Raw genomic sequence first — 22969 nt, forward strand, 5'->3', positions numbered from 1 at the left:
TAGGTTGGAAGAAGATGCGAAGCAAGGTGACGGGCGCCAAGCGCTGGGTCGTGAAGATTGGCAGTGCCCTGCTGACCGCCGATGGCAAGGGCCTCGACCGCGGCGCCATGGCCGTATGGGTCGAGCAGATGGTCGCGCTGCGTGAAGCAGGCGTGGAGTTGGTACTGGTCTCCTCCGGGGCCGTGGCTGCCGGCATGAGCCAGCTGGGCTGGACTTCGCGACCGAGTGCGATGAACGAGCTGCAGGCGGCGGCCTCGATCGGCCAGATGCGCCTGGTGCAGGCCTGGGAAACGAGCTTCGGCGAGCACGGCAAGCACACCGCGCAGATCCTCCTGACCCACGATGACCTGTCCGACCGCAAGCGTTACCTGAACGCCCGCAGCACCTTGCGTACCCTGGTTGACCTGGGCGTGGTGCCGGTGATCAACGAGAACGATACCGTGGTCACCGACGAGATCCGCTTTGGCGACAACGACACCTTGGCCGCGCTGGTGGCCAACCTGGTGGAAGCCGACCTGCTGGTGATCCTCACCGACCGCGACGGCATGTTCGACGCCGACCCGCGCAACAACCCTGAGGCCCAGCTGATCTACGAAGCCCGCGCCGACGACCCGTCGCTCGATGCCGTGGCCGGTGGTACCGGTGGCGCCCTGGGCCGTGGTGGCATGCAGACCAAGCTGCGCGCCGCGCGCCTGGCAGCCCGTTCCGGCGCCCACACGATCATCATCGGTGGCCGCATCGAGCGCGTGCTGGACCGCCTGAAGGCCGGTGAGCGCCTGGGTACGCTGCTGTCGCCTGAGCGCGGCATGCTGGCTGCGCGCAAGCAGTGGCTGGCTGGCCACCTGCAGACCCGCGGCACCCTGGTGCTCGACGCGGGTGCGGTGCAGGCGCTGCGTGAAGCGAACAAGAGCCTGCTGCCGGTCGGCGTGAAGACCGTGCAGGGCAGCTTCCGCCGTGGCGAGATGGTGGTCTGCGTCGGCCCGGATGGCGTCGAGGTGGCCCGTGGCCTGGCCAACTACAGCGCGCTGGAAGCGCAGAAGATCATCGGCCAGCCGTCCGATCAGATCGAGGCCGTGCTGGGCTACATCGCCGAGCCGGAGCTGGTGCACCGCGACAACCTGGTGCTGGTATGAAGCTGCTCAAGCGGGTCATTGCCCTGGCGGTCTTTGCCCTGCCGATGCTGGCCGGGGCTGAGGAGATCGGCCAGGTATCCACCGTGTTCAAGTTCCTCGGGCCGAACGACCGCATCGTGGTCGAGGCGTTCGATGATCCCAAGGTCGAGGGTGTGACCTGCTACCTGTCACGGGCCAAGACTGGCGGCGTGAAGGGTGGGTTGGGGCTGGCGGAGGATCGGGCGGAGGCTTCGATTGCCTGCCGTCAGGTGGGGCCGATCAACTTCAAGGGTGAATTGAAGGACGGTGAGGAGGTGTTCAAGGAGCGCACCTCGCTGGTGTTCAAGACCATGCAGGTGGTGCGCTTCCTGGACAAGAAGCGCAATACGCTGGTGTACCTGGTGTACAGCGACCGCATGATCGAGGGCAGCCCGCAGAATGCGGTGACTGCGATCCCGATCCTGCCTTGGGCTCACTGATAGCCTGGAAGATTGCCGGGAGGCCTTTGGCCTCCTTTCGCCGGCAAGCGCGGCTCCCACAGGTACCGTGCAGCCCTCGGGCCTGTGCAAAACCTGTGGGAGCCGCGCTTGCCGGCGATGGGCCGCAGAGCGGCCCCATACACCTGAATCAGGCCAACTCCTCGGCCTGATCCTCACGCACAATCGCCTTCACTTCATCCAGCCGGCTGATGTACTTCCAGTCCGCCTCGTCGATGTAGATGCCATTCGGCCCGCTGCCGCCTTCCAGGTCGATCGCCACGCGCGCCGACACCTGCGGCTTCACGCTCGCCAGAATCGGCACGAAGCCCAGTTGCAGGCTGGTCTCCAGCAGCGCCGCCTGGTTGCGTTCGTCGATGTCCGCCGCCTCGTCCAGGTAGTACGGCAGGCGAATGCGCCCGGCCAGGTCGCGGTCCATCAGGTGCAGCAACAGGTACATGTTGGTCAGCGCCTTGATGGTCATGGTGGTGCCGTTGGACGCCGCGCCGTCGATGTCGGCGTGGATGATCGGCTGGCCGTTGACCTTGGTGATCTCGAACGCCAGCTCGAACAGGTCCTTCAGGCCCAGCTGGTTGTGGTTGGCCGCCACCAGCCGCGCCAGGTACTCCTTGGCCTCTTCGTTCTTGTTGTCCTGATCGGCGCTCTGGGTCAGGTCGAACACCGACAGGGTCTCGCCTTCTTCGTACTGGCCGGCGCTGTGGATGATCTGGTCGATGTGCTTGAGCGCTTCCTTGTTCGGCGCCAGCACCACGCGGAAGCTTTCCAGGTTGGACACCTGGCGCTTGTTGATCTCGCGGTTGAACAGGGCCAGCTGGTGCTCGAGGCTGTCGTAGTCGCTGCGGATGTTGCGCAGGGTCCGGGCGATGTCGGTGACCGCGGCGCGGCGTGCCTTGGCCAGGGTCAGGGCTTCGTCGGTGCGGTGCGCGTAGGCGTTCACCAGCAGCTGCAGGCGGCGCTCCATGTCGTCTTCGCTGTCGAACTTGGCCACGCCCTTGAGGCGCACCTGGGCATACAGCGCCTCGATCTGGTTGTCGACGCGTTGCAACGCCTGCCAGCTGTCCTGGTAGTCGTTGAGCATCGGCAGCAGGTTGTCCATGGAATCGTCCACGGCTTCCATGAACGGCGTGCCAAAGGGCAAGTCGGCCGGCAGCAGCTGGCGGCGGCGCAGGGCGTCTTCCAGGGTGCGCTGCTTGGCTTCGAGGTCGCCGATCTGGCGGCCGACCAACTGCAGCTTGGCCGACAGTTGCTGGACGCGCTCGGTGAAGGCATCGCTGGAGCGCTTGAGCTCATCCTGGGCGGCTTCCAGCTGCGCCAGTTGCTCCAGCTTCTCGGGCTCTTCGGCGCTCAGGGTTTCGCTGCGACGGTAGTCTTCCAGGGCTTTCTGGGCGTCCAGCACTTCCTGGTACAGGGCTTCTGTCTGCGCCTTGGAGGCCGTGCGGTCGGCGGCGACCTGCTGCTGGGTCTTGAGCTGCTTCAGTTCCTTCTCGAGACGCTCCTTCTGGTCGCGCAGTGCCGCGCGGTCGGCCAGGGCCTGCAGGGCCGGCGGGTCGATGTTGGAGAGGTCGATGGACAGGCCTGGGGCCTCGAAACGCTCGCCCTTGAAGCTGTCGAGCACCGCTTCCAGGGATTTCACCCACAGGTCGCTGTCGTCCAGCTCGATGCCGCGCTCGCCCAGCGGCAAGCTGAATAGCGCGCCGTTGAACAGGCGCATCAGGCGGTCGACGTCCTGCTGCGAGAATTCTTCGCGCAGGCGGGCGTAGCTGTTGTTGTCGGCGTGGTCGAGCTGCTGCTTGACCTGCTTCAGGCGTTTTTCCAGGTCGCGCACGCGCTCGTCGAGGTCTTCGGCGCTGAACTGGCGCGACTGCGCCAGGGCGCCGGCCAGTTCGTCGTGGGCGTCCTTGGCGGCCAGCAGGCCCTGTTCCAGCACCTTGACGTCATCGACCAGGGCAAAGCGGTGCTTGAGCACCGACAGCTCGCCGAGCCAGCGCTGGATGCCGGTGATTTCACGCTCCAGGCGCATCAGCTCCTGGGTGCCGCCACGCTGGTCGTTCTGCAGGCGGTCCTGCTCGCCACGGAAGTGCTCGGCCTGGATCACCAGCTCTTCCTTGCGCGCCATGGCGTATTCCTGCCAGGTGCCCAGCAGGTTGTCGAGCAGTGGCGAAAGGCGGTGCAACTTGCCGCGCAGGATGTCGCGCTGAGCCACGCCGCCGGCCAGGGCCTCGACCAGTGGGCCGGCGGCGACCAGGGCGTTGTAGTCCTGCTCCATGCGGCGCACGTCACGGAAAGCTTCTTCACAGGCGGCGATGTAGTCGACGCTGCCCGAACGCAGGCTGTGCTCGAAGGCGTCGAGGAACAGCTGCTTGAGCTTGGCGGCGGTGATTTCGCGCATGTGCAGCAGGTTGATGAACAGTGCGCGGAAGGTTTTCAGGCTCTGCTCGCTGGTGGAGCGCAGCGGGATCAGGGTCAGGTCCAGCGGGCACGAGGTGTGGCCGCCGACCAGCAGCCGGCGCAGCTCATCGGGCTTGAGCTCATAGGCTTTCAGGCCCAGGCGTTCAAGGTTGGTGAACAGCTCTTTCTGGCGCAGGCAGGTGTCGTTATTCTGGTAGTGGGCCAGGTCCAGCTCGCCCTTGTAGGCGAAGAACTGGTGGCCGAAGCCGCCACCCGGGCCACGGCCGACCACGCCGATCACGTGCGGGCCGTGGGGCAGGTTCAGTTCGCAGAGGATGTACGAGGTGTCACTGGCAAAGTAGAAGCGGCGCGACTGCTCCAGGCTGTACTTGCCGAAGCTCATGTCGGACATGCGCGCCAGGATCGGGAACTGCAAGGCGTTGATCGACGCCGATTTACCCAGGTTGTTGGCACCGTACACCGACAGCGGGTGTTCCAGCGGGAACAGGCCGAGGCTGTAGCCGGCGGTGTTGAGCAGTGCGAAGCGGCGGATGCCGTAGCGTTCCTGGCTCATGCGTCAATCTCCTGTTGCTCTTCGCGGATGGCCCGGGCCAGGGTGTCCTCTTCGCTTTCCTCGCCCTCGAACGGGGTGAGGTCGAGCGGGTCGTCGGTGCGGTTGAGTTGCTCCGGGCTTTCTTCTTCCACCAGTACCGGGGTCGGCAGCGGCAGGTCGCTGTGCAGGCTGGCGGCCAGGTCGCGGTCCTGCTGCACCGACAGGCACACGTCGAGGAAGCGGTGCATCGGTGGCAGGAAGCGGTAGATGCCGCCTTCTTCATGGGCGAAGCCGAGCTGGGTCATGCGGCGCATGATCTTTTCTTCCAGCTCGTCGACGGTTTGCACCTCGGCCTGCAGGAACAGGTCGCGGTACTTGTCCAGCAGCGAGGGCAGTTCATCGCGGCCGATGCTGCCGCCGTCAAGCACGGCCATCGGGTCGCGGCCCTGGTCGGCCAGGTGCTCGACGATGATGAAGGTGAACAGCGACAGGCGCTGGGCAGTCTTGTTGACCTGCGCGGCGGCCTGCTCGGGGACGAAGTAGTAGAAGCCGCGGGTGTCGCACACCAGCTCGAAGCCCAGGGCCTTGAACAAGGTGCGGTACTGGTCCTGGAAGTTCGACAGCTGGGCGTACATTTCAGGGTCGCGGCGGCTGACGTGGAAGCCCTTGAACAGCTCGCGGAAGATCGGCGCGAGCTGGGACAGTTCGGAAAGATCAAGATGCATTGGCTGGGCTCAAGTGGGTTTCAGGTTGCGCTTCGCGGCTGGACGTCAGGGCGAACGAGCGCAGGCTGACCAGGTGTTCGTGGGTGGTGTACTCGCGCCGCTCCAGGCGTTCACGCTTGAAGCGCTTCTCCCGCGACAGGCGCGAGAACCAGTAGAGCAGTTCGTCGGTGGCGCCTTCGGGCTCCTGGTCCAGCAGCCAGACCATCAGGTCGGGCAGTGGCAGGGCATCTTCGCAGCGCTCGAGCATCTCTTTGACCGTGCGTGGCGCACGCGGCAGCGGGCCTTTCTGGGTCTTGTGCGCCTTGGGGAACTTGGCCGGCTTCGGCTCGAAGCGGGCCAGGGCGTAGACGTAGGCCTCGACCTGGCTGGCGCTGCCGAGGAAGGTGCTTTGCGGGCGGGTGAACAGCGGCATGGCCGCCTGCGGCACGGCGTCGATACCCTTTCGCCGGATCACCGACAGCGCCAGTGCGGCGCCGCGGGTCACGGCGTTGTGCCGGCGCGCTTCTTCACGCAGCGGCAGCAGCAGTTCGCGGGCATGGCGCAGGGTCAGCTGGGCGCTGGTCTGCATTTCCAGAATGCGTGCGTGGGTGCGCAGCAGCATGTCGTCGTCGACCAGGTGGCCCAGGCGCGCCTGTTCGCCGAGCAGCTTCAGCAGCACGGTTTCGACTTTGCGCACGCCTTGCTCGAAGGCGCCGTCGGCGTTCACCAGCTGGATCATCGGCTCGACGTATTCGTCCCAGGTCGCCAGTACTTCGGCGTAGCGCTGGCGCAGCGGGATCTGGCGGTTGCTGGTCTTGGCCCGTTCGGCCACGGCGACCAGCGCCTGCTCGTCGTTGTCGAGCTTCTTCAGCACGTCGCGCACGCGCATGTCGAGCAGGCGCAGCTGGCGCGCCAGGTCGTCGCTGTCACGGTTGTCGAAGGCATCCTGGATATGCCCGGCCAGGCGCTCCAGGTGGCGCAGGTAGGCCTCGATCTCCAGGCACAGGCCCAACCGGTGCTCGCGGCGCAGGTAGGCGAGGAAGTCGTGGATCTGGGCATTGAGCTCGAAGCGGTTCGGGCTCTTGGCCACTGGCACCAGAATGTCCAGGCGGATCCACACGTCGAGCAGCTGGGTGATGTCCTGCGGCGTGCTTTCCACCTGCTGGCGGCCCAGTTGCTGGCGCAGCTCCACCAGGCTCAGGGTGCCCTGGTCGAAACGCTCGCACAGCGGCTCGATCAGGGCCCAGTGTTCGGCTAGGGCGCGCAGGACGCGCTTGGGTTCGATCATTGGCGTCTACTCGTTGCCAAGTAAAAAGGGGGCGATTGTACTTCATCCGGGGGGGAGGATTTCACCCCTTGGTCTGTAATGAGAGATAACCTTGGCTCTTGTAGGGGATTCACTGGCCCCTGGGGCGGGGCACAGGCAACAAATTTCCGCCGACCAGTTGCAGCACAGCCGGGCCAACAACGTTAGAATGTGCGACGTTTCGAACCCCGGATCCCCGAGCCTTGCTGACCGAACCCCGCCGCCGCGCCTACCTTTCCGCCATGCAAGTGGTGCATTGGCTGCCGCGCGCCGAACTGCCGTTCGCCGCGCCGTCGCGCCCCGAGCTGCTGTTGCCGCAAGCGCCGGTAGAGGACGTCGATTTCGAGGTTCGGCCCTCCGCGCCGGTGGCCAGCGAGGCCCCGGCCGCGCCCCAGGCCCGCTCCGGCGAGCGCCCGAAAATCGAGATTCCGCGCCCGGGCAGCACGCCCAAGGTCGCTGCCAAGCCAGTCGAAGCCGAGGAAGAGGCCCCCGCGCCGCGCCCGGCCCCGGTGCCGCCACCGCGCTTCTCGTTGCAACTGCTGCGCGCCGGTAGCTGCCTGCTGCTGGTCGAGCTGGCTACCGGTCAGCCTTTCCAGAGTCGCGATCCGTCCTATCTGCTGCTCAAGGACATGCTGCGTGCCGCCGGCCTGCCCGATGCGCCGCAGATCATCGGCGAGCCCGTGCGCTGGCCGTTGCTGGTGCGTGGCAACATGGACCAGGGCCCGGATGCCGCACGTGATTTTGTCCAGGGCTTCATCCAGGCGCGCCTCGAAGAAACCCCCTGCAGCGTGCTGTGGCTGATCGGCTTGCCGGCCATGCGTTACGCGGCCGGCGCCGACGATGCAACTTATTACCAAGTACTGAAGGTCGATGGCCTGGGCGATGCCTGGGCTTTGCCGGGCCTTGAACTGTTGATGGACGAGCCGCAGCGCAAGGCGGACGTCTGGCAAGCGATGCGCCAGCTGATGGCGCGCTGGAAGAGCGTTGAATGAGTGACTCGATCAGTTTCCGCCCGATGACCGAGGCGGATCTGGATGCCGTGCTTAAGATCGAATATGCCGCGTTCAGCCATCCCTGGACCCGCGGGATTTTTCAGGATGCGCTCAAATCTTACGAAGTGTGGCTGATGTTCGATGGGCAGCAGCAGGTCGGTCATGGGGTGATCAATGTGATCATCGACGAGGCGCACCTGCTCAACATTACCGTCAAACCCGAGAATCAGGGGCGTGGGCTGGGGCTGAAGCTGCTTGAGCACCTGATGGCGCGGGCCTACCAGCTCAATGGCCGTGAGTGCTTCCTGGAGGTGCGGGCCAGTAATCAGTCGGCTTATCGCTTGTATGAGCGTTATGGCTTCAATGAGATCGGCAGGCGTCGTGACTATTACCCGGTTGCGGGTGGGCGTGAAGATGCGCTGGTGATGGCTTGTACCCTGCTTGAGGACTAATATCCAGCTGAGATACTTGTCGCCTGGCTACCAGTATTCGGGTTTGATGGCTGGCCTTTTCTTGGTAGGTACCCGCTCCGGGAACTGATGAGCGGCAAGTTCCTCAGTCGTTACCAGGTGCCGCATCCAATGTGAGTGGTTTTTGAGAGAGCCTGGCGTTGTCCGCTTCATGCCCTCCCTGTGCGGCAGGATTACGCCAAGACGCAAGTCGGGAAAGTCCTCCTTGATAGCCTTCAGCGCGGGTGTCATGTCAGTGTCGGCAGAAACCAGTACAAGCTGCTGGACTCGTTCCTCTGCCGGGAGGCTGGCTTGCCTGGAGGCGAGCCGGTACATGCTGATGGCGATGTGAACATCCGTCTCTTTTTCTTCGAGCTTCCAGATGGCTACTTGGTCGAGTCTCGAGGGAGGTGATTCCTTGCTGATGAATCTAGGCGCATTGCGTGCTTCCAGCTGATGTCGGCCGTAGTGAACGACTACGCCTTTCGCTATGAGGGCGCGCAGATACGTGTCTTGAGCTTCTTTGGACTGGCTTCCGCGGCTGGCCAGCGACGGCTTTACGCCTGAGGTGAAAAAGTCGATGGAAGTCAGCTCGCTCTCTGGTGCTTCTACGTGAACGATATGCTGGATGAGAGAGGGCAGGTTCAGCCATTTGAAACTTGTGCCTGCGACCAGGCCGTAGAAGACGTTGTAACCATCGACGAAGCACGCGGTACGCAAGGCCTGCATATCCCTGAAAACGAAAAAACCGGCACTAGGCCGGTTTCTTCACCCCAACTGCCGACGAATTGAATCATCGCGTACGGGGTTGAGTAGTGAAGTTATTATGCCACTGGGACCGAGGAGGTCAACGGGCATCTCCGATCCGGATCGCTGAAGCGAGAGAATGATCGCTCAAAATGGATCCATCGCACCTTGGGGCTGCAATTAAAATGTATGTCTCAGCATTGCAGGTGACATTGTTCGTAACACCTCACTCAAGATCGACCGGCTTGCGCAGGTTCCGTAGGCTTCTGCTCATCTCCCCGGTATTGCACTTCGCCGCCGCCTGCTCTGGCGTGTACTTGCGCACGGTGCGGAAGAATAGCTCACAGGTCTGCTTCTTCTGCGTCACCTGCCACTTGGTCGAGCAGGCATTCAAGGTCATCTTCGGTTCGGCCCCAGGGTTTCGCCCCATGCCCGCCTGCCAGCAGGCCGCCGTCAAATCCTGCCCCATCATCTTCAGCCCTGCCGCATCGGCCGCATCCTGATCGCCGCCATGGCTGTCCTTGTCCGCTGCGTACCAGATCGCGCTGGGGTGGTTGGCGCCCAGCACCGGCACCTGTGTTCCCGGTAGCGGGCTGATGCTGACCAGACCCAGCACACCCACCTGCGGGCCGTACTGCTGCTGGATCCAGTTACGCACCGGGGCGCCGAAGGCGACCATCGGCAGCGGTTTGGCGGCGCTTTGCAAGGTCATCTCCTTGACCATGCGCAGCTGGTAGTCCTTGAAGTAGCCATAGGTGCCTGTCAGGGCATCCCCCGCGCTGGCCGGGGCGGCGATCGGGGCGATGTCGATGATGGTCTGGTAGGCCGGGGTCTGGCTGGCGTCGACGCCGTTGAAGGTCAGCAGCTCGGCCCAGCGGTCCGTGGTGTTGGAGCGCAGGTAATCCTGAGCCTGGGTCAGTGAGTAGTCCGGCGGGAAGTGCAGCAGCTCGATGCTGCGGCGGTTCTGCAGGGCCATGCCCAGCGGCAGGAACAGGTACCAGTCGTAGGACCATTTGCCGTCCTTGTTCAGCTGGGTGGCACCGTTGTAGGCCAGTTCGCCACTGTCGAGCAGCTTGCGCAGGGGCTCGGCATAGTTGGCGGGTACCTCGCTGATGGTGGCGTGCAAACGGTCGTGCTCACGGCTGACATGCACCTGGGCGTTGGCGTGGCCGTCGCGGCGTACGCTTTGCGTCAGGTAGTGCTCGACGGTCTGCTCCAGCGTCCAGTCGCGGTAGCAGATCACGTGGCAGTTGTTGGGGAAGGCGAACAGGCGGGTGACGCGCTGGGCGTCGCCCAGGTCGATGTGCGCATCCGCCATGACCAGGCCGCTGAAGGTGAGGGCGGCGAGGCTCGTTGCGGCAGTCTTGTGCATGCTTAACTCCTTGTCAGTGGCCATCCGGGTTGGCGGCCGCGCTCATACTGGGGCAGGGAGCATGGGGATGAGAAGAGCAAGTGCGCTGTTGCTGGCAGCAGGCGTGCTGTCGAGCACAATGGCGCTGGCAGACGCGCGTGACGTGTGGATGTTCGCGCAGTGGGCCGGTGACCATCAGACCCGGCCGTTTCGCGAGATGCTGGTGGATGCGCGCCTTTATGGTGTGGTGCCTATCCATCAGCTGCTGCGTTCGGCGTCGGACTGGAAGCTGTGCCATGCCTCGCCGTTTGCGGTGCCGCCTGCCAGCAACTGGCCGGCAGTGCGTTCCACGTTGTCGTTGATCCATACCCTCGACGGGCAAGGCCTCCTGCGCCAGTTTGAAGTGGTGTCGGCCTATCGCAACCCCGATCTCAACCGCTGCGCGGGCGGTGCCGTGGGCAGTGCCCATACCCGTGCTTTCGCGGTCGATATCCTGTTGCCGGGCTGGGTCGACCCCAATCCGCTGTGCCGCTTCTGGCAGCAGCATGGCCAGGCTTGGAACATGGGCCTGGGGCGCTATCCGAGCGGGCGCATCCACATTGATACGGCGGGTTATCGCACCTGGGGTGGTGATGGCGGTTCAAACTCGTCGTTCTGCAGCAAGCCCAGGTGACGGAGGCAGGCCTGGCTTTCGCTCGTCACCCATTCGGCGAAACGCTGGCGCTTGCCGCCATCGCTCAGCGGCTGCGGGCTGAGCAGGTGATAGGCCGAGCCATCGCGCAGGAAGCCGAGCGGGGCCTGCAACTGGCCGCTGTCGAGTTCGTCGCGCACCATCAATGCCGAGGCGATGGCCAGGCCCAGACCGGCGCTGGCGGCCTGTAGCGACAGGTAGAAGTGTTCGTAGTCGCTGCGTTCGGTGTGGGTTGCCTGCTGCCCGCTCAGGCGCAGCCAGGTGGGCCAGGCGTTGGGGCGGGTATTGCTGTGCAGGAGGCGCTGGTGGTCCAGGTTGTCGCTGTTGGTACGGCTGACCGGACCAATCCACTCATCGCAGATCTTCAGGCTGTGCAGCGTCGGTGGCCAATGGAAGTCATCGCGGCGTAGCGCCAGGTCGACCCCGCTGCGGGCGAAGTCCACCGGGCCCCCGGCAGCCACCAGGTGCAATTGCAGGCCCGGGTGCATGGCGTGGAAGCGCGGCAGGCGCGGGATCAGCCAGCGCATGGCGATAGTCGGCTCGCAGGACAGCACCAGCACGTTGTCGCGCTCCTGCTGTTGCAGGCGCTGCACGGCGCCTTCGAGCTGCTCGAAGATCGCCTGGGTGGTGCCATGCAATGCCCGCCCGGCGGGGGTGAGGAAGATTGCCCGGTTGCGCCGTTCGAACAGTTCGACGCCAAGGCTTTCCTCGAGCAGGCGCACCTGGCGGCTGACAGCGCCGTGGGTGACATGCAGGCGCTCGGCGGCGCGGACGAAACTTTCGGTTTCGGCGGCGATGTCGAAGTAGCGGAAGGCGGCGAGGGCTGGCAGTTTCATCGGGGCAGGCCCTGTATATGTGTGAGGAAAACTATCAGATTTGCTCCACTTTAAATCGTTTTTTTACGTTCTGAGCGCGCTCGATAATAGCTGCATCTGTGCTTTTTCATCGTCTATCGAGGCCCTTCTCCGTGACCGAACTCATCGCCGTCGCCCTGTTCACCCTCCTGGCCGTCATCAGCCCTGGTGCCGACTTCGCCCTGGTCACCCGCAGCAGTTATGCACAGGGCCGCAAGGCCGGGCTGGCTGCTGCAGTGGGGATCGCCTTGGGCGTGCAGGTGCATGTGCTGTACACGGTGCTGGGGATCGCGGTGGTCATCAGCCAGAGCCCGGCGCTGTTCCTCGTCATGAAAGTGCTCGGTGCGGGCTACCTGATCTACCTGGGCTACCAGTCACTGACCAATACCGGGCACATCAGCCTGGATGGGGAGGTGGCGCAATCCGGTGTGCTGGCTGCATTGCGCACAGGCTTCGTAACCAATGCGCTCAACCCCAAGACCATGCTCTTCGTCGTCAGCGCCTACACCCAGGTGGTACGGCCGGGCAGCTCACTGGCAGTGGATTTCGCCTACGGGGCATTCATGTCGTTCGCTCACTGGGCCTGGTTCAGCCTGGTGGCGTTGTTCTTTTCCCGTGCGGGGTTGCGTGCGCTGATGATTGCAAGGCAGCGGCTGGTGGACCGTGTGATTGGTGTCGCGCTGATCGGCCTGGGCCTGGCTGTGGCGGTCGCCGGGGTGCGTTGAGGAGGCTGGACTTTTCGACAGGCAAAAGAAAAGGGCTTACCTTGCGGTAAGCCCTTTTCAGGTTTGGTGGCTACACAGGGACTTGAACCCCGGACCCCAGCATTATGAATGCTATGCTCTAACCAACTGAGCTATGTAGCCGATGGGGCGCATTATTCCCTTGTGATGGGCCTGTGTCAACACTCATTTCAAAAAAAAATTGCACGCTTTCAAAAACTTAGCGACCTACCCCGGTTTCAGCGCACGATCAGCCACTGCCCGAGCACGCCGTACAGCTGCAAATGCTGCTCGGCAGCCAGTGCCGCCAGGGTTTCGCCTGGGCGGTCGAGGCTGAAGGCGCCACTCACACGTCGATAGGCGGTCTGCTCATCCATCAGCCAGACCCGGCGGCCCTGATAGCGGGCCAGGCGCTCGATGACCTGCCCCAGGGGCATGTCGCTGGCGAGGAGGTGGCCGGTGCGCCAGGCTTGCGCGGTCTTCGCGTCGACTTTCTGCAGCGGGTTGATCCGCGCATCGGTGAAGGTCACCCGTTCGCCCGCCGACACCATGCGCTGGTCGCTGCCCTGGATGACCAAGGCCTTGCCATTGAGCACCACCAGTTCATCTTGATCGGCATGGCGCGCCACCATCAGGCGTGTGCCGTACACCTGGATACGGGCATCGTCGACCTGAATCTCCATGGCGCGGCCATCGAGCACTACCTCCAGGGACACCTGGCCTTGTACCAGGTGCAATTGGCGCATGCGCCCACGCAGGTCGACGTTCATAGCGCTGGCGCTGTCCAGATGTAACGTCGAACCGTCGGCCAGGCGCACGCTGCGGCGCTCGCCCACGTCAGTGGCCAGTTCGCTGGCCAGGCGTTGCATCAGTGGCCAGTAAAGACAGGCCAAAGCGCCGAGCAGCAGCAGGAACACCACGGCGAATAGCTTGCCCATGTAACTACGGCGGACCTTGAGCAAACGCGGCCGTGGCCGGGCGGGGGGCACCTGAAGTTGCTGCCAGCACGCTTCCAGTTCGGCATAGGCGTGGGCGTTGCTCGGCGCCTGGCACCAACGGCCGAATGCCTGGCGTTCAGCTTCATCGCAGCCGGGCTGGCGCAGGCGGGAAAACCACACCAGCGCTTCCTGCTGAGGATCGGCCTGCATCTGCGTGGCGGGCATCGCACTCATGGGTCGGTGTGCTCGCGTGAGGGCGGTTTCGCCCAACGATTACGGGGGAGGGTAGGCCAAGGATGCTAAATATATTGAGAACCATTTGCAAGTGTGCTGCCCGGTTAATAAAAAAGGTAGCTAAGTATCTATTTGTTTCCCGATAATCGGATCCCAAACCTGCGGACGGAATTCAAGCCCATGGCCATCAGCAGCACCCCCACCGCCAGCACCGGGTCGGCGAATCAAGCCAATCCGCTGGTGATGCGCATCATCGCCTTCTGCGCCTTGGCGCACCTGATCAACGACCTTATTCAGTCGGTGTTGCCGGCGATCTATCCGATGCTCAAGGCCAACTACGACCTGAGCTTCGCCCAGATCGGCATGATCACCTTGACCTTCCAGATCACCGCCTCGTTGCTGCAACCATGGGTCGGCTTTTTCACCGACCGCAGGCCGACGCCCAATCTGTTGCCGCTGGGCACCCTGTGCACCCTGGTGGGGATCGTGATGTTGGCCTTCGTTGGCAGCTTCCCGATGATTCTGCTGGCCTCGGCGCTGGTCGGCATCGGTTCGTCGACCTTCCACCCGGAAACCTCGCGGATCGCGCGGCTGGCCTCGGGTGGCCGTTTCGGCCTGGCGCAGTCGACCTTCCAGGTTGGCGGCAACACCGGTTCTGCCTTCGGCCCGTTGCTGGCGGCGGCCATCGTGATTCCGTTTGGCCAGACTCACGTAGCCTGGTTCGGTGTGGCGGCGCTGTTCTTCTTTGCCGTGACCTTGATGCTGCGCCGCTGGTACAAGGAGCACCTGAACCAGGCCAAGGCGCGCAAGGCGGTGCAGGCCACCCATGGCATCTCGCGCGGGCGGGTGATCGCGGCGCTGGTGGTGCTCGGGCTGCTGGTGTTTTCCAAGTACTTCTACATGGCCAGCTTCACCAGTTACTTCACCTTCTACCTGATCGAGAAGTTCGACCTGTCGGTGGCCAGCTCGCAGCTGCATCTGTTCCTGTTCCTGGGCGCGGTGGCGGCGGGTACCTTCTTCGGCGGGCCGATTGGTGACCGCATCGGGCGCAAGGCGGTGATCTGGTTCTCGATTCTTGGTGTGGCGCCGTTCACCCTGGCGTTACCGTATGCCGACCTGTTCTGGACCACCGTGCTCAGCGTGGTGATCGGTTTCATCCTGGCCTCGGCGTTTTCGGCGATCGTGGTGTATGCCCAGGAACTGGTGCCGGGCAGCGTGGGCATGATTGCCGGGGTGTTCTTCGGGCTGATGTTCGGCTTTGGCGGGATTGGTGCGGCGCTGCTGGGGTATCTGGCTGATTTGCGCGGGATCGAGTACGTGTACGGGTTGTGCTCGTTCCTGCCGTTGTTCGGCTTGTTGGCGGTGTTTCTGCCAAATACCGGTAAGCGCTGACATCGCTGGGGCTGCTCTGCAGCCCTGTCGCTGGCAAAGGCCCCCGGGCAATTGACGACTTGGTCAACCTTGGCCTAGAGTGCCGCCTCTTCTAAAACACCTGCCTAGTAGCCACAGCAATGCGCCGTACCCAATCCCTCCCACACGCCCGCCAGCCTGCTCTTCAGGCCATGCGTCGTGCGTGGCCGAGCGATACGGTGCTCAAGCGTCGCCGCAGCGTGCTGTTCGCCTTCACCTTCTCGCCACACCAAGCCCTGAGCTGACTTCACCGCGCCTCTGCGTCGTCCGCCTTCCCGGCGAGCGTGTGGGCGCCTGTATCTGCACGTCTTTTCAGTTTTGCCTGGAGTGGTACATGAACATGCGTTTGCTGGCGGGCCTTCTGTTCGCCGTCTCGGTAGTGGGCTTCAGCCTGGGGGCCAGCCTGCCGCTGGTGTCGTTGCGCTTGCACGAGGCCGGTGCCGGCACCCTGGAAATCGGCATTATCTCGGCCATCCCGGCCGCGGGCATGATGCTCTCGGCGTTCATGGTCGACGCCTGCTGCCGGCACCTGACCCGCCGCACCATCTACTTGCTGTGCTTCAGCCTGTGCACCGTGAGCATCGCCCTGCTCGACTCGGCGTTCGATACGCTGTGGCTGCTGGCGGTGCTGCGCCTGGGCCTGGGCATCGGCATGGGCATCGCGATCATCCTCGGCGAGTCATGGGTCAACGAGCTGTGCCCGGACCACAACCGTGGCAAGATCATGGCCCTGTATGCCACCAGTTTCACCGGCTTCCAGGTGCTTGGCCCGGCACTGATCGCGCTGATTGGCGCCGACAGCCCGTGGATCATCGGCGTGGTTACCATCGGCTACGGCCTGGCCCTGCTGTGCATCTTGCTGACCGTGCCCAACGACCATGTCGAGCACGGCGAAGCAGGTGAGAAAAGCTTCGGCCTGGCGGGCTTCTTCCGCGTGGCGCCGGCGCTGTGCGTGGCGGTGCTGTTCTTCTCGTTCTTCGATGCCGTGGTGCTGTCGCTGCTGCCGGTTTATGCCAGCAGCCATGGTTTTGCCGTGGCCGTGGCGGCGCTGATGGTGACCGTGGTGTTCGCTGGCGACATGGTCTTCCAGCTGCCGTTGGGCTGGCTGGCCGACCGCGTCGAGCGTACCGGGCTGCACCTGGTGTGCGGGCTGGTGGCGATGGCCATCGGCATCGCCCTGCCTTGGCTGCTGCAGGTGACCTGGCTGCTGTGGCCGATGCTGGTGCTGTTGGGCGCGGTGGCGGGCGGTATCTACACCCTGGCGTTGGTGTTGATCGGGCAACGCTTCAAAGGGCAGGACCTGGTCACGGCGAACGCCAGCGTGGGCCTGCTGTGGGGCGTCGGCAGCCTGGTCGGGCCGCTGGTGAGCGGAGCGGCGATGGATGTGGCGCCGCATGGCCTGCCGATGGCGCTGGCGCTGATGGCGGGGCTGTTCGTGTGCTTTGCCCGGCAATCGTACCGCCGGGTGGGGAAGTTGCGAGCTGTTGCTGACTGAGGAATTGGCGGCGCAAGATCCGGCGTTTGCCCGATCAGCGGCTGGGCTAAGCTGGGTCTGCCTTGAACCCACAGGAGTTTCGGATGATCCTCGCCGACCTTTCGCCTGCCGCCTACCGCGAAGCCACTGAATACCTGGCTGCACTGGACCCGGACTGGGCGCGGCATATCGAGGTGACCGGGCCCTGCCAGCATCAGGCAACGCCTGGGCGTGAACCTTATGAAGCACTGGTGCGGGCGATTGCTTATCAGCAGCTGCACGCACGGGCGGCCGAGGCGATTCTTGGGCGCTTGCTGGCGCTGTTCCCCGGGCAGGCGTTTCCGGCGCCAGAGCAGTTGTTGGCGGTCAGCCCCGAGGTGATGCGTGGGTGCGGCTTTTCGGCGAGCAAGCTGGCGACCATTCAGGGTATCGCCCAGGCCAGCCTTGCGGGCGTGGTACCGAGCCGGGATGAGGCGTTGGGCCTTGCCGATGATGCATTGATAGAGCGCCTGGTGCCCTTGCGTGGCGTGGGCCGCTGGACAGTCGAAATGCTGTTGATCTATAGCCTGGAGCGCTCGGATATTTTGCCAGTGGACGATTTTGGCGTGCGCGAGGGGTATCGTCGGCTCAAGGGGCTGGAAAAGGCACCGACCCCGGCGCAGATGCGCTCGCTCGGGGGTGGCTGGAGCCCCTACCGCACAGTGGCTGCCTGGTACCTGTGGCGGGCCTGATTTTTTGCATAGGCTTTGCCGACCCTTTCGCGGGTGAAACAAAGCGTCGAGGTAGACCGCAATGACAGCCTTCACCACCGACACCCAACGCTGGCAAGCCGTCGAGTCCCGTGACACTTCTGCCACCGGCCACTTCGTCTACGCCGTGCGCACCACGGGCGTGTACTGCCACCCCGGCTGCAAATCGCGCATGGCCAAGCGCGAAAACGTCGAGTTCTTCAACGACGCCGCCAGCGCCGAAGCCGGCGGCTACCGCGCCTGCCGCCGCTGCATGGCCAAACCGGGCGAAAGCCGTCGCGTTGATCTGATTGCCCGCGCCTGTCGCCTGCTGGAAAGCAGCGACACCCCGCCCAGCCTCGCCCAGCTCGGCGCGCAACTGGCCGTCAGCCCCTTCCACCTGCACCGCCTGTTCAAGGCCGAGACCGGCCTCACCCCCAAGGCCTACGCCAGCGCCTTCCGTGCCCGGCGCCTGCGCGAGCGCTTGGGCGACGGGGAAAGCTCGGTGACCGATGCCATCTACGACGCCGGCTACAACTCCAACAGCCGCTTCTACGAAAGTGCCGACCAGCGCCTGGGCATGCGCCCCCGCGAGTACCGGGCAGGCGGCGCCGGGGCGACTCTCCACTTCGCTCTCGGGCAATGCTCCCTGGGGGCGATTCTGGTGGCCCAGAGCGAGAAGGGCATTTGCGCGATCTTGCTGGGTGATGACCCTGAGACGCTGCTTGAGCAGTTGCAGGATCAGTTCCCCAAAGCCCGCCTGATCGGCGGTGATGCCGGCTATGAGCGGCTGGTCGCCGAAGTTGTCGGCTTTGTCGAGGCGCCGGCACTGGGGCTGGGCCTGCCGCTGGATGTCCAGGGCACTGCCTTCCAGGAGCGGGTCTGGCAGGCCTTGCGCGAGGTGCCGGTGGGCAGCCAGGTCAGCTATACCGACATCGCCGAGCGCATCGGCGCACCCAAGGCGGTGCGTGCCGTGGCCATGGCCTGCGCGGCCAATCACATTGCCGTGGCCATCCCTTGCCACCGGGTGGTGCGCCGTGACGGCGACATCAGCGGCTATCGCTGGGGGGTGGAGCGCAAGCGGCAACTGCTGGCGCGAGAAACGGCACTCTCCTGATTGGCGGAAGCCGCGTAGAATCCCCCGCCAAATCGATGTGTAAAGAGGAACATTCGATGAGGCGTGTCAGCCTTGCCCGATTCTACCTGGGTTTCATGGCCCTGATGCTGTCGCTGGCGACACCCGCCTGGTCGGCACCGGCCACGCCGGTGTCCAGCCTGGCCGCGGCGGAAGTCCCGGTACTGGACGAAAATGCCAGCTACGAGCAGTTGAGCGATCGGCTCGACCAGATCCGCCAGGGCGTTACCAGCAATGCCAATGACGACCTGCTGTCGCAGTTGCGCCTGTCCGCCGTGCAGGTGCAACGCCAGGCCGAGGCGCTGAGCGCCTTGCGCACCGCCGATGTGGAAAAACTCGACGACAAGCTCAAGGTCCTCGGCCCCGTACAGCCAAACGAAGCCGAAGCGCTGACCCGCCAGCGCCAGCAGCTGGCTGATGAGAAGAAGGCGGTGGTTGCCGAGCAGGAGCAGGCCGTCAAGCTGACCCAGTCGGCCCGCGACCTGTCCACACAGATCGTCAACCTGCGCCGCAGCCAGTTCAACTCGCAGATTCTCAGCCGCGCGACGACGCCACTGAGCCCGGCGTTCTGGCAGAGCCTGATCCGTCCTACTTCAGACGACGTATCACGCCTGCGTGATCTGCGTGAGGAGGCCACCGACGCTGTCGCCAGCGCCTTCAGTGCCGAACATCGCTGGTTCTTCCTCACCAGCCTGGTGTCGGCCATCCTGGTCTGGACCGTGGTGCGTGGCCTGCTCGAACGTCTGCTCGCCAGTATCATGGTGCATCGCCTGCCAGAAGGCCGCCTGCGACGCAGTGCCTTGGCCCTGAGCGTGAGTCTGGCCACCTTGGGCACCATCTCCGGTTCCGTCTCGCTGCTGCGCTGGGGCCTGGAAAGCAGCTCGGAGCTGGGCTCCGATGTCGCCAGCCTGACCAATCACTTCCTCACCCTGGTGGTGTTCAGCGCCTTCATCACCGGCCTGGGCCGCGCCATGCTGATGCTGCAGCGCCCGTCCTGGCGCCTGCCGCCGATTCACGACGAAGTGGCCAGTGCACTGGGCTGGTTCCCCAAGCTGCTGGCCCTGGCGCTGATGGTCATGCTGACCATGGAGCGCATCAACAGCGTGATCGGCACCAGCCTGGCGCTGACCGTGGCCACCAATGGCCTGACCGCGCTGGTGGTGGCGGTGATCTTCACGGTGGCACTGCTGCGCTATCGCCGTACCCTGAGCAAGCACGACCTGGAGCGCCCGACCGGCTGGGCCGGGCTGATCCCGTTCGTGACCGTGGTGTGGGTCGGCCTGATCGTACTGGCACTGCTCGCCGGCTACCTGACCCTGGCCTATTTCCTCACGGCCAAGCTGCTGTGGATCAGCGTGGTGGCGGTCTGCGCCTACCTGCTCACTACCTTCCTCAGCGACCTCTGCGAGGCCCTGCTGTCGCCACGCCAACCGGGTGGCCTGGCACTGGCTTCGACCCTGGGCCTGGCGCCGCGTCACCAGGCCCAGGCCAGCACCATCCTGGTCGGTATCAGCCGCACGGTGCTGCTGTTCCTGGCGATATTGCTGGCGCTGATGCCGTCGGGCACCAGCCCCGGCGAGTTGCTGTTGAGCCTGGGTGACTGGGATGGCACCGGTGGCAAGCTGCTTGGCAACCTCAACATCGTGCCGCAGGACATCCTGCTGGCGGTGCTGATCTTCTTCGGCGGCCTTTTCGCTATCCGCGTGGTCAAGCGCTGGTTGAGCGAGCGACTGCTGCCGGAAACCGACATGGACGCCGGCATGCGCGCCTCGCTGGTGACCCTGGTCGGTTACCTCGGCTTCATATTCCTGGCCATGCTGGTGATGTCGACCCTGCGCATCAACCTGACCAGCCTGACCTGGGTGGTCAGTGCACTGTCGGTCGGTATCGGTTTCGGCTTGCAGCAGATCGTGCAGAACTTCATCTCCGGCCTGATCCTGTTGACCGAGCGCCCGGTCAAGGTAGGCGACTGGGTGAGCCTGGCGGGGGTCGAGGGCGATATCCGCCGGATCAACGTGCGCGCCACCGAGATCCAGATGTCCGACCGCTCCACGGTGATCGTGCCGAACTCGCAGTTCATTTCGCAGAACGTGCGCAACGTGACCATGGGCAATGCCTTGGGTGTGGTGGGCATCACCCTGACCTTGCCATTGGAGACCGATGCCAACCATGTGCGTGATTTGCTGCTGGCGGCCTATCACGAGCATGAAGCGATCCTTGATGCGCCGGCCTGTTCGGTAACCTTCAAGGACCTGACTTCAGCAGGCATGGTCATTGGTGTGAGTGGTTATGTGGCGGGGCCGCGGCAGGTGTCGGGCACCCGCAGCGACTTGCTGTTCACCATTCTTGGCCGCCTGCGCGATGAAGGGATTGCCCTGTCGTCGCCGCAGAGCATGGTGCTGGTACAGGAAGGCTCGCGTCCGGCTGACGAGTCGGCGTAATTTCGGGGGGCGCACAGCCCCCCCGAATTCAGTGCTGCTTGGCCTGCCTGATTCGCAGCAAAATCACCAACAGCACCAGCAGCACTGGCGGCGCCATCCCCAGCAACGCATTGCGCGCAGTCAACTCCAGCCCTAGCACATTCAGCCCGCCATACAGCAGCTTGAAAAGGTTCAGCAGGTAATAGGTGATGGCGATGATCGACAGCCCCTCCACCGCCCGCTGAATCTTCACCTGAGCATCGGCGCGGGCATTGAGGCTGCGCAGGATCCCGGCATTTTGTTCTTCCATCTCCACCTGCACCCGCGCCTGCAGCAGGTCGCCCAGGTTGGCGACGTTCTTCGCCAGTTGTTCCAGACGCTGCTCGGTTGCCGCGCAATAGCGCACGGTTGGCTTGAAGCGGCGCTCGATGAACACTCCCAGGCGCTGGCAATCACCCACATGGCTCTCGCGCAACTCGCCAAGGCGCTCGAACACCAGCTGCGCATAAGCCTGGGTGGCACCGAAGCGATGGCGGGTCTTCACCGTGCGGCTGACCACCTGCCGCGACAGGTGGGCGATGGCTTCGAGCAGGGCCTTGGAGTCGTGGCCATCACCGCCAGCGCTGCGCTCCGACAGTTGCACCAGGGTCGTGTCGAAGGCGTCCAGCTCGTGGCTCAGGGCCTTGGCCGTGGTCAGGGTCAGCGAGGCCATCATGCGGTAGGTCTCGATCTCCAGCAGGCGGCGGATCATCCGGCCCTGGCGGTAGGCATTGAGGCGACGGTTGATGAACAGGAAGCGGTTGGTGCCATCTTCGGTCAGGCGAAAATCGCTCCACACCACCGCATCGCCACCGCCGACACAGGAACCGCACGGGTCTTTGAAGCCGTAGCGGGGCAGGTCGAGATCCTGTTCGTCGCGCACCAGCACCTGCACGGCATTGATCACCTGCGCCGCTTGCGGCGCGATGGCCTCGGCCAGCACTGGCGGTAGCGTGTGCCATTCGGTGTCGGCTGCCGAGCAAGGCACCACCAGGGTCAGGGTGAAGAACTCGGTGTGCCGCTCCCATTTGAACGGGTGGCCATCCAGGCGCGTGATGCCCTGGGCGGCCTCGGCGTCGATCGCTTGCGGGCAGCAGCGTTGCAGCAGCGCGGCGCAAGCGGCATCGCCGCCGAGCAGGGCCAGGTGGAAGACATGCGCCGGGCCGTCGAAGTACAGCGACGGGCGGGCGTGCAACTCGTTGTGCAAGGCGGTGCGTTGAGGGTGCATGGTGGTCCGGCCTGGTGTTGTGATTGTGGGGGTACCAGGGAGTGGGACTTCGGGAGGGGGAGGGAAAGTCACTGGGGCGCCGTATGTTCGCCATGAATGCTCCAGCGCTTATGAGATCGAGCGCCGCCCGCGTGGCGTATCCACGTGTCGCTGTCGACGACATGTATTCGAAACGTGTACTCGAAATCGCTTTATTGCGACATATCCTGTTCAGACAGAGCGGGTTCCTTCGTAGGCCAGCGAAGGGACTCGTAAACCCAGCTTCAATGCCAGGTGATTTCCCCTACATCCCGCAATAGGACTAGCTCATTCAACGCCCTGGCCATCTGCACGTTGTGCACGGTGTTGACCAACATCCCGATGCCAGGCTCGCCGGCATTGCCGCAGATGTATTCGTCCAGTGTGTCTTCGATGCCGCGCAGCAATTGGGAAACGTACAGCAGGGCCTCGGGCGAGGGCATGTCGTTGTTGATGGTGTAGAACGCGCGGGGAGAGATTTTGGTGGGTGGATCGGGGACTACTTTTTTCATTGTTACTCCTAGATCAGTCAGGAGCTGACGCCCATTCCCTCTCACAGGTTTGGGTGGCAGCTGTACGCGGGGTGAGAGACCGGTGATCTAGGAAACCGGCCAGGACGAGTCCTGCCCGCGCACAGCTACCGCTGAGGTTGCAGCTAGATCAACACGGGCTCTCACACCCGGTCGCCGAATTTGACGACTCAGGGAAATTAGCCCTGATGCTGATCTTCAACAACAGAGAAACGGCAGCGCAGTGCGTAGGATAATTCCCAAGCAGGTTGCTCTTGAAGCATTTGGTTTCAGGTTGGGAATTTTCTTACGAGGGAATGCTTGGGGATGTATGGCTGGGGATTGGGGGAGGGCCACCATGTGTTCGCCATGAGAAGTTCAGCGCCTAGGGACTGTCAGATTTTTTGTGTGCGGGCCGGTAACGGCCTGCCGTTAGGCAGGCCCTGATTTTCACCAGGTCGGCCTGATGA

Annotated in this window: 21 protein-coding genes and 1 tRNA gene; 12 read left to right on the top strand and 10 right to left on the bottom strand. The window is 64.1% G+C overall.

All coding sequences use genetic code 11. The features are described 5' to 3' along the window. The first annotated feature begins 14 nt into the window (after positions 1-14). Both proB and F6X59_RS21845 read left to right on the top strand, forming a co-directional pair. A complete protein-coding gene (gene proB, locus F6X59_RS21840; RefSeq protein ID WP_085673978.1) occupies positions 15-1133 on the top strand; it encodes a glutamate 5-kinase in 1119 nt (372 codons plus the stop codon). Then, positions 1130-1591, top strand: a complete 462-nt coding sequence (locus F6X59_RS21845; RefSeq protein ID WP_152958077.1) for a CreA family protein — start codon at positions 1130-1132, stop codon at positions 1589-1591. The genes proB and F6X59_RS21845 overlap by 4 nt, the downstream gene beginning before the upstream one ends. 148 nt (positions 1592-1739) lie before the next feature. Here the strand turns inward: F6X59_RS21845 and mksF are convergent, their stop codons facing one another. Genes mksF through mksB form a run of 3 tightly spaced genes read right to left on the bottom strand, consistent with a single transcriptional unit; the run spans position 1740 to position 6542 of the window. Beyond that, positions 1740-4571 carry an Mks condensin complex protein MksF gene (gene mksF / locus F6X59_RS21850; protein ID WP_152958078.1) on the bottom strand — a complete coding sequence of 944 codons (2832 nt, stop codon included), beginning with the start codon at positions 4569-4571 and terminating at the stop codon, positions 1740-1742. Further along, positions 4568-5275 (bottom strand): Mks condensin complex protein MksE, encoded by a 708-nt coding sequence (gene mksE, locus F6X59_RS21855; RefSeq protein WP_152958079.1) that lies wholly within the window; start codon positions 5273-5275, stop codon positions 4568-4570. Before mksE ends, mksF begins: the two co-directional genes overlap by 4 nt. Continuing rightward, positions 5265-6542 carry an Mks condensin complex protein MksB gene (gene mksB, locus F6X59_RS21860; protein WP_178120123.1) on the bottom strand — a complete coding sequence of 426 codons (1278 nt, stop codon included), beginning with the start codon at positions 6540-6542 and terminating at the stop codon, positions 5265-5267. Before mksB ends, mksE begins: the two co-directional genes overlap by 11 nt. Before the next feature lie 221 nt (positions 6543-6763). On the opposite strand from mksB, the gene F6X59_RS21865 reads away from it, so the two are divergent. Further along, a complete protein-coding gene (locus tag F6X59_RS21865) occupies positions 6764-7552 on the top strand; it encodes an energy transducer TonB (protein WP_152958080.1) in 789 nt (262 codons plus the stop codon). Then, on the top strand, positions 7549-8004 hold the full coding sequence (gene rimI, locus F6X59_RS21870) for a ribosomal protein S18-alanine N-acetyltransferase (RefSeq protein WP_152958081.1): 456 nt from the start codon (positions 7549-7551) through the stop codon (positions 8002-8004). The genes F6X59_RS21865 and rimI overlap by 4 nt, the downstream gene beginning before the upstream one ends. 27 nt (positions 8005-8031) lie before the next feature. Here rimI and F6X59_RS21875 read toward each other — a convergent pair whose 3' ends face one another. After that, on the bottom strand, positions 8032-8721 hold the full coding sequence (locus tag F6X59_RS21875; protein WP_152958082.1) for an NYN domain-containing protein: 690 nt from the start codon (positions 8719-8721) through the stop codon (positions 8032-8034). Positions 8722-8974: 253 nt separating this feature from the next. Beyond that, on the bottom strand, positions 8975-10120 hold the full coding sequence (locus F6X59_RS21880) for a hypothetical protein (protein WP_152958083.1): 1146 nt from the start codon (positions 10118-10120) through the stop codon (positions 8975-8977). Positions 10121-10187: 67 nt separating this feature from the next. On the opposite strand from F6X59_RS21880, the gene F6X59_RS21885 reads away from it, so the two are divergent. Next, positions 10188-10772: a D-Ala-D-Ala carboxypeptidase family metallohydrolase gene (locus F6X59_RS21885; RefSeq protein WP_152958084.1), complete on the top strand. Its 585-nt coding sequence runs from the start codon at positions 10188-10190 to the stop codon at positions 10770-10772. Here the strand turns inward: F6X59_RS21885 and F6X59_RS21890 are convergent. Then, positions 10712-11626 (bottom strand): LysR substrate-binding domain-containing protein, encoded by a 915-nt coding sequence (locus F6X59_RS21890; protein WP_152958085.1) that lies wholly within the window; start codon positions 11624-11626, stop codon positions 10712-10714. The two genes, F6X59_RS21885 and F6X59_RS21890, sit on opposite strands and share 61 nt — an antisense overlap. 131 nt (positions 11627-11757) lie before the next feature. On the opposite strand from F6X59_RS21890, the gene F6X59_RS21895 reads away from it, so the two are divergent. Then, positions 11758-12369, top strand: coding sequence for a LysE family translocator (locus tag F6X59_RS21895; protein WP_372240484.1), 612 nt, complete (start codon positions 11758-11760; stop codon positions 12367-12369). Between the two features lie 64 nt (positions 12370-12433). On the opposite strand, the gene F6X59_RS21900 is transcribed toward F6X59_RS21895, so the two are convergent. Together F6X59_RS21900 and F6X59_RS21905 are read right to left on the bottom strand one after the other, a co-directional pair. Then, positions 12434-12510: transfer RNA gene (locus F6X59_RS21900), tRNA-Met, on the bottom strand. 95 nt (positions 12511-12605) lie between these two features. Next, positions 12606-13538, bottom strand: coding sequence for a FecR domain-containing protein (locus F6X59_RS21905; protein WP_372240485.1), 933 nt, complete (start codon positions 13536-13538; stop codon positions 12606-12608). Between the two features lie 180 nt (positions 13539-13718). Between F6X59_RS21905 and F6X59_RS21910 the strand changes: the two genes are divergently transcribed. The 6 genes from F6X59_RS21910 (at position 13719) to F6X59_RS21930 (ending at position 20726) form a co-directional block, all read left to right on the top strand. After that, a complete protein-coding gene (locus F6X59_RS21910) occupies positions 13719-14930 on the top strand; it encodes an MFS transporter (protein WP_152958086.1) in 1212 nt (403 codons plus the stop codon). Positions 14931-15049: 119 nt separating this feature from the next. Beyond that, on the top strand, positions 15050-15193 hold the full coding sequence (locus F6X59_RS28455; RefSeq protein WP_178120124.1) for a hypothetical protein: 144 nt from the start codon (positions 15050-15052) through the stop codon (positions 15191-15193). Positions 15194-15282: 89 nt separating this feature from the next. Then, a complete protein-coding gene (locus tag F6X59_RS21915; RefSeq protein WP_152958087.1) occupies positions 15283-16443 on the top strand; it encodes an MFS transporter in 1161 nt (386 codons plus the stop codon). An 83-nt stretch (positions 16444-16526) separates the two neighbouring features. After that, the gene (locus F6X59_RS21920; RefSeq protein WP_152958088.1) at positions 16527-17153 is read left to right on the top strand and encodes a DNA-3-methyladenine glycosylase; all 627 of its coding nucleotides are present in this window, start codon (positions 16527-16529) and stop codon (positions 17151-17153) included. A 61-nt stretch (positions 17154-17214) separates the two neighbouring features. Then, positions 17215-18267, top strand: coding sequence for a bifunctional DNA-binding transcriptional regulator/O6-methylguanine-DNA methyltransferase Ada (gene ada, locus F6X59_RS21925; RefSeq protein ID WP_152958089.1), 1053 nt, complete (start codon positions 17215-17217; stop codon positions 18265-18267). A gap of 56 nt (positions 18268-18323) precedes the next feature. Continuing rightward, positions 18324-20726 (top strand): DUF3772 domain-containing protein, encoded by a 2403-nt coding sequence (locus F6X59_RS21930; protein ID WP_152958090.1) that lies wholly within the window; start codon positions 18324-18326, stop codon positions 20724-20726. A 28-nt stretch (positions 20727-20754) separates the two neighbouring features. Here F6X59_RS21930 and F6X59_RS21935 read toward each other — a convergent pair whose 3' ends face one another. Beyond that, positions 20755-21972 (bottom strand): DUF3422 domain-containing protein, encoded by a 1218-nt coding sequence (locus tag F6X59_RS21935; RefSeq protein WP_152958091.1) that lies wholly within the window; start codon positions 21970-21972, stop codon positions 20755-20757. A 263-nt stretch (positions 21973-22235) separates the two neighbouring features. After that, entirely contained in the window at positions 22236-22502 is a 267-nt protein-coding gene (locus F6X59_RS21940) for a hypothetical protein (RefSeq protein ID WP_152958092.1), read from the bottom strand. Positions 22503-22969: the final 467 nt, after the last annotated feature.

Source organism: Pseudomonas sp. MN1F (assembly GCF_009391885.1).
GTDB lineage: Bacteria > Pseudomonadota > Gammaproteobacteria > Pseudomonadales > Pseudomonadaceae > Aquipseudomonas.

Coding starts and splice junctions, on each gene's coding strand:
- ada (WP_152958089.1), top strand. CDS start 17,215: ATGACAGCCTTCACCACCGACACCCAACGCTGGCAAGCCGTCGAGTCC.
- proB (WP_085673978.1), top strand. CDS start 15: ATGCGAAGCAAGGTGACGGGCGCCAAGCGCTGGGTCGTGAAGATTGGC.
- rimI (WP_152958081.1), top strand. CDS start 7,549: ATGAGTGACTCGATCAGTTTCCGCCCGATGACCGAGGCGGATCTGGAT.
- F6X59_RS21935 (WP_152958091.1), bottom strand. CDS start 21,972: ATGCACCCTCAACGCACCGCCTTGCACAACGAGTTGCACGCCCGCCCG.
- F6X59_RS21905 (WP_372240485.1), bottom strand. CDS start 13,538: ATGAGTGCGATGCCCGCCACGCAGATGCAGGCCGATCCTCAGCAGGAA.
- mksB (WP_178120123.1), bottom strand. CDS start 6,542: ATGATCGAACCCAAGCGCGTCCTGCGCGCCCTAGCCGAACACTGGGCC.
- F6X59_RS21890 (WP_152958085.1), bottom strand. CDS start 11,626: ATGAAACTGCCAGCCCTCGCCGCCTTCCGCTACTTCGACATCGCCGCC.
- F6X59_RS21915 (WP_152958087.1), top strand. CDS start 15,283: ATGAACATGCGTTTGCTGGCGGGCCTTCTGTTCGCCGTCTCGGTAGTG.
- mksE (WP_152958079.1), bottom strand. CDS start 5,275: ATGCATCTTGATCTTTCCGAACTGTCCCAGCTCGCGCCGATCTTCCGC.
- mksF (WP_152958078.1), bottom strand. CDS start 4,571: ATGAGCCAGGAACGCTACGGCATCCGCCGCTTCGCACTGCTCAACACC.
- F6X59_RS21885 (WP_152958084.1), top strand. CDS start 10,188: ATGAGAAGAGCAAGTGCGCTGTTGCTGGCAGCAGGCGTGCTGTCGAGC.
- F6X59_RS21920 (WP_152958088.1), top strand. CDS start 16,527: ATGATCCTCGCCGACCTTTCGCCTGCCGCCTACCGCGAAGCCACTGAA.
- F6X59_RS21940 (WP_152958092.1), bottom strand. CDS start 22,502: ATGAAAAAAGTAGTCCCCGATCCACCCACCAAAATCTCTCCCCGCGCG.
- F6X59_RS21910 (WP_152958086.1), top strand. CDS start 13,719: ATGGCCATCAGCAGCACCCCCACCGCCAGCACCGGGTCGGCGAATCAA.
- F6X59_RS21880 (WP_152958083.1), bottom strand. CDS start 10,120: ATGCACAAGACTGCCGCAACGAGCCTCGCCGCCCTCACCTTCAGCGGC.
- F6X59_RS21845 (WP_152958077.1), top strand. CDS start 1,130: ATGAAGCTGCTCAAGCGGGTCATTGCCCTGGCGGTCTTTGCCCTGCCG.
- F6X59_RS21930 (WP_152958090.1), top strand. CDS start 18,324: ATGAGGCGTGTCAGCCTTGCCCGATTCTACCTGGGTTTCATGGCCCTG.
- F6X59_RS28455 (WP_178120124.1), top strand. CDS start 15,050: ATGCGCCGTACCCAATCCCTCCCACACGCCCGCCAGCCTGCTCTTCAG.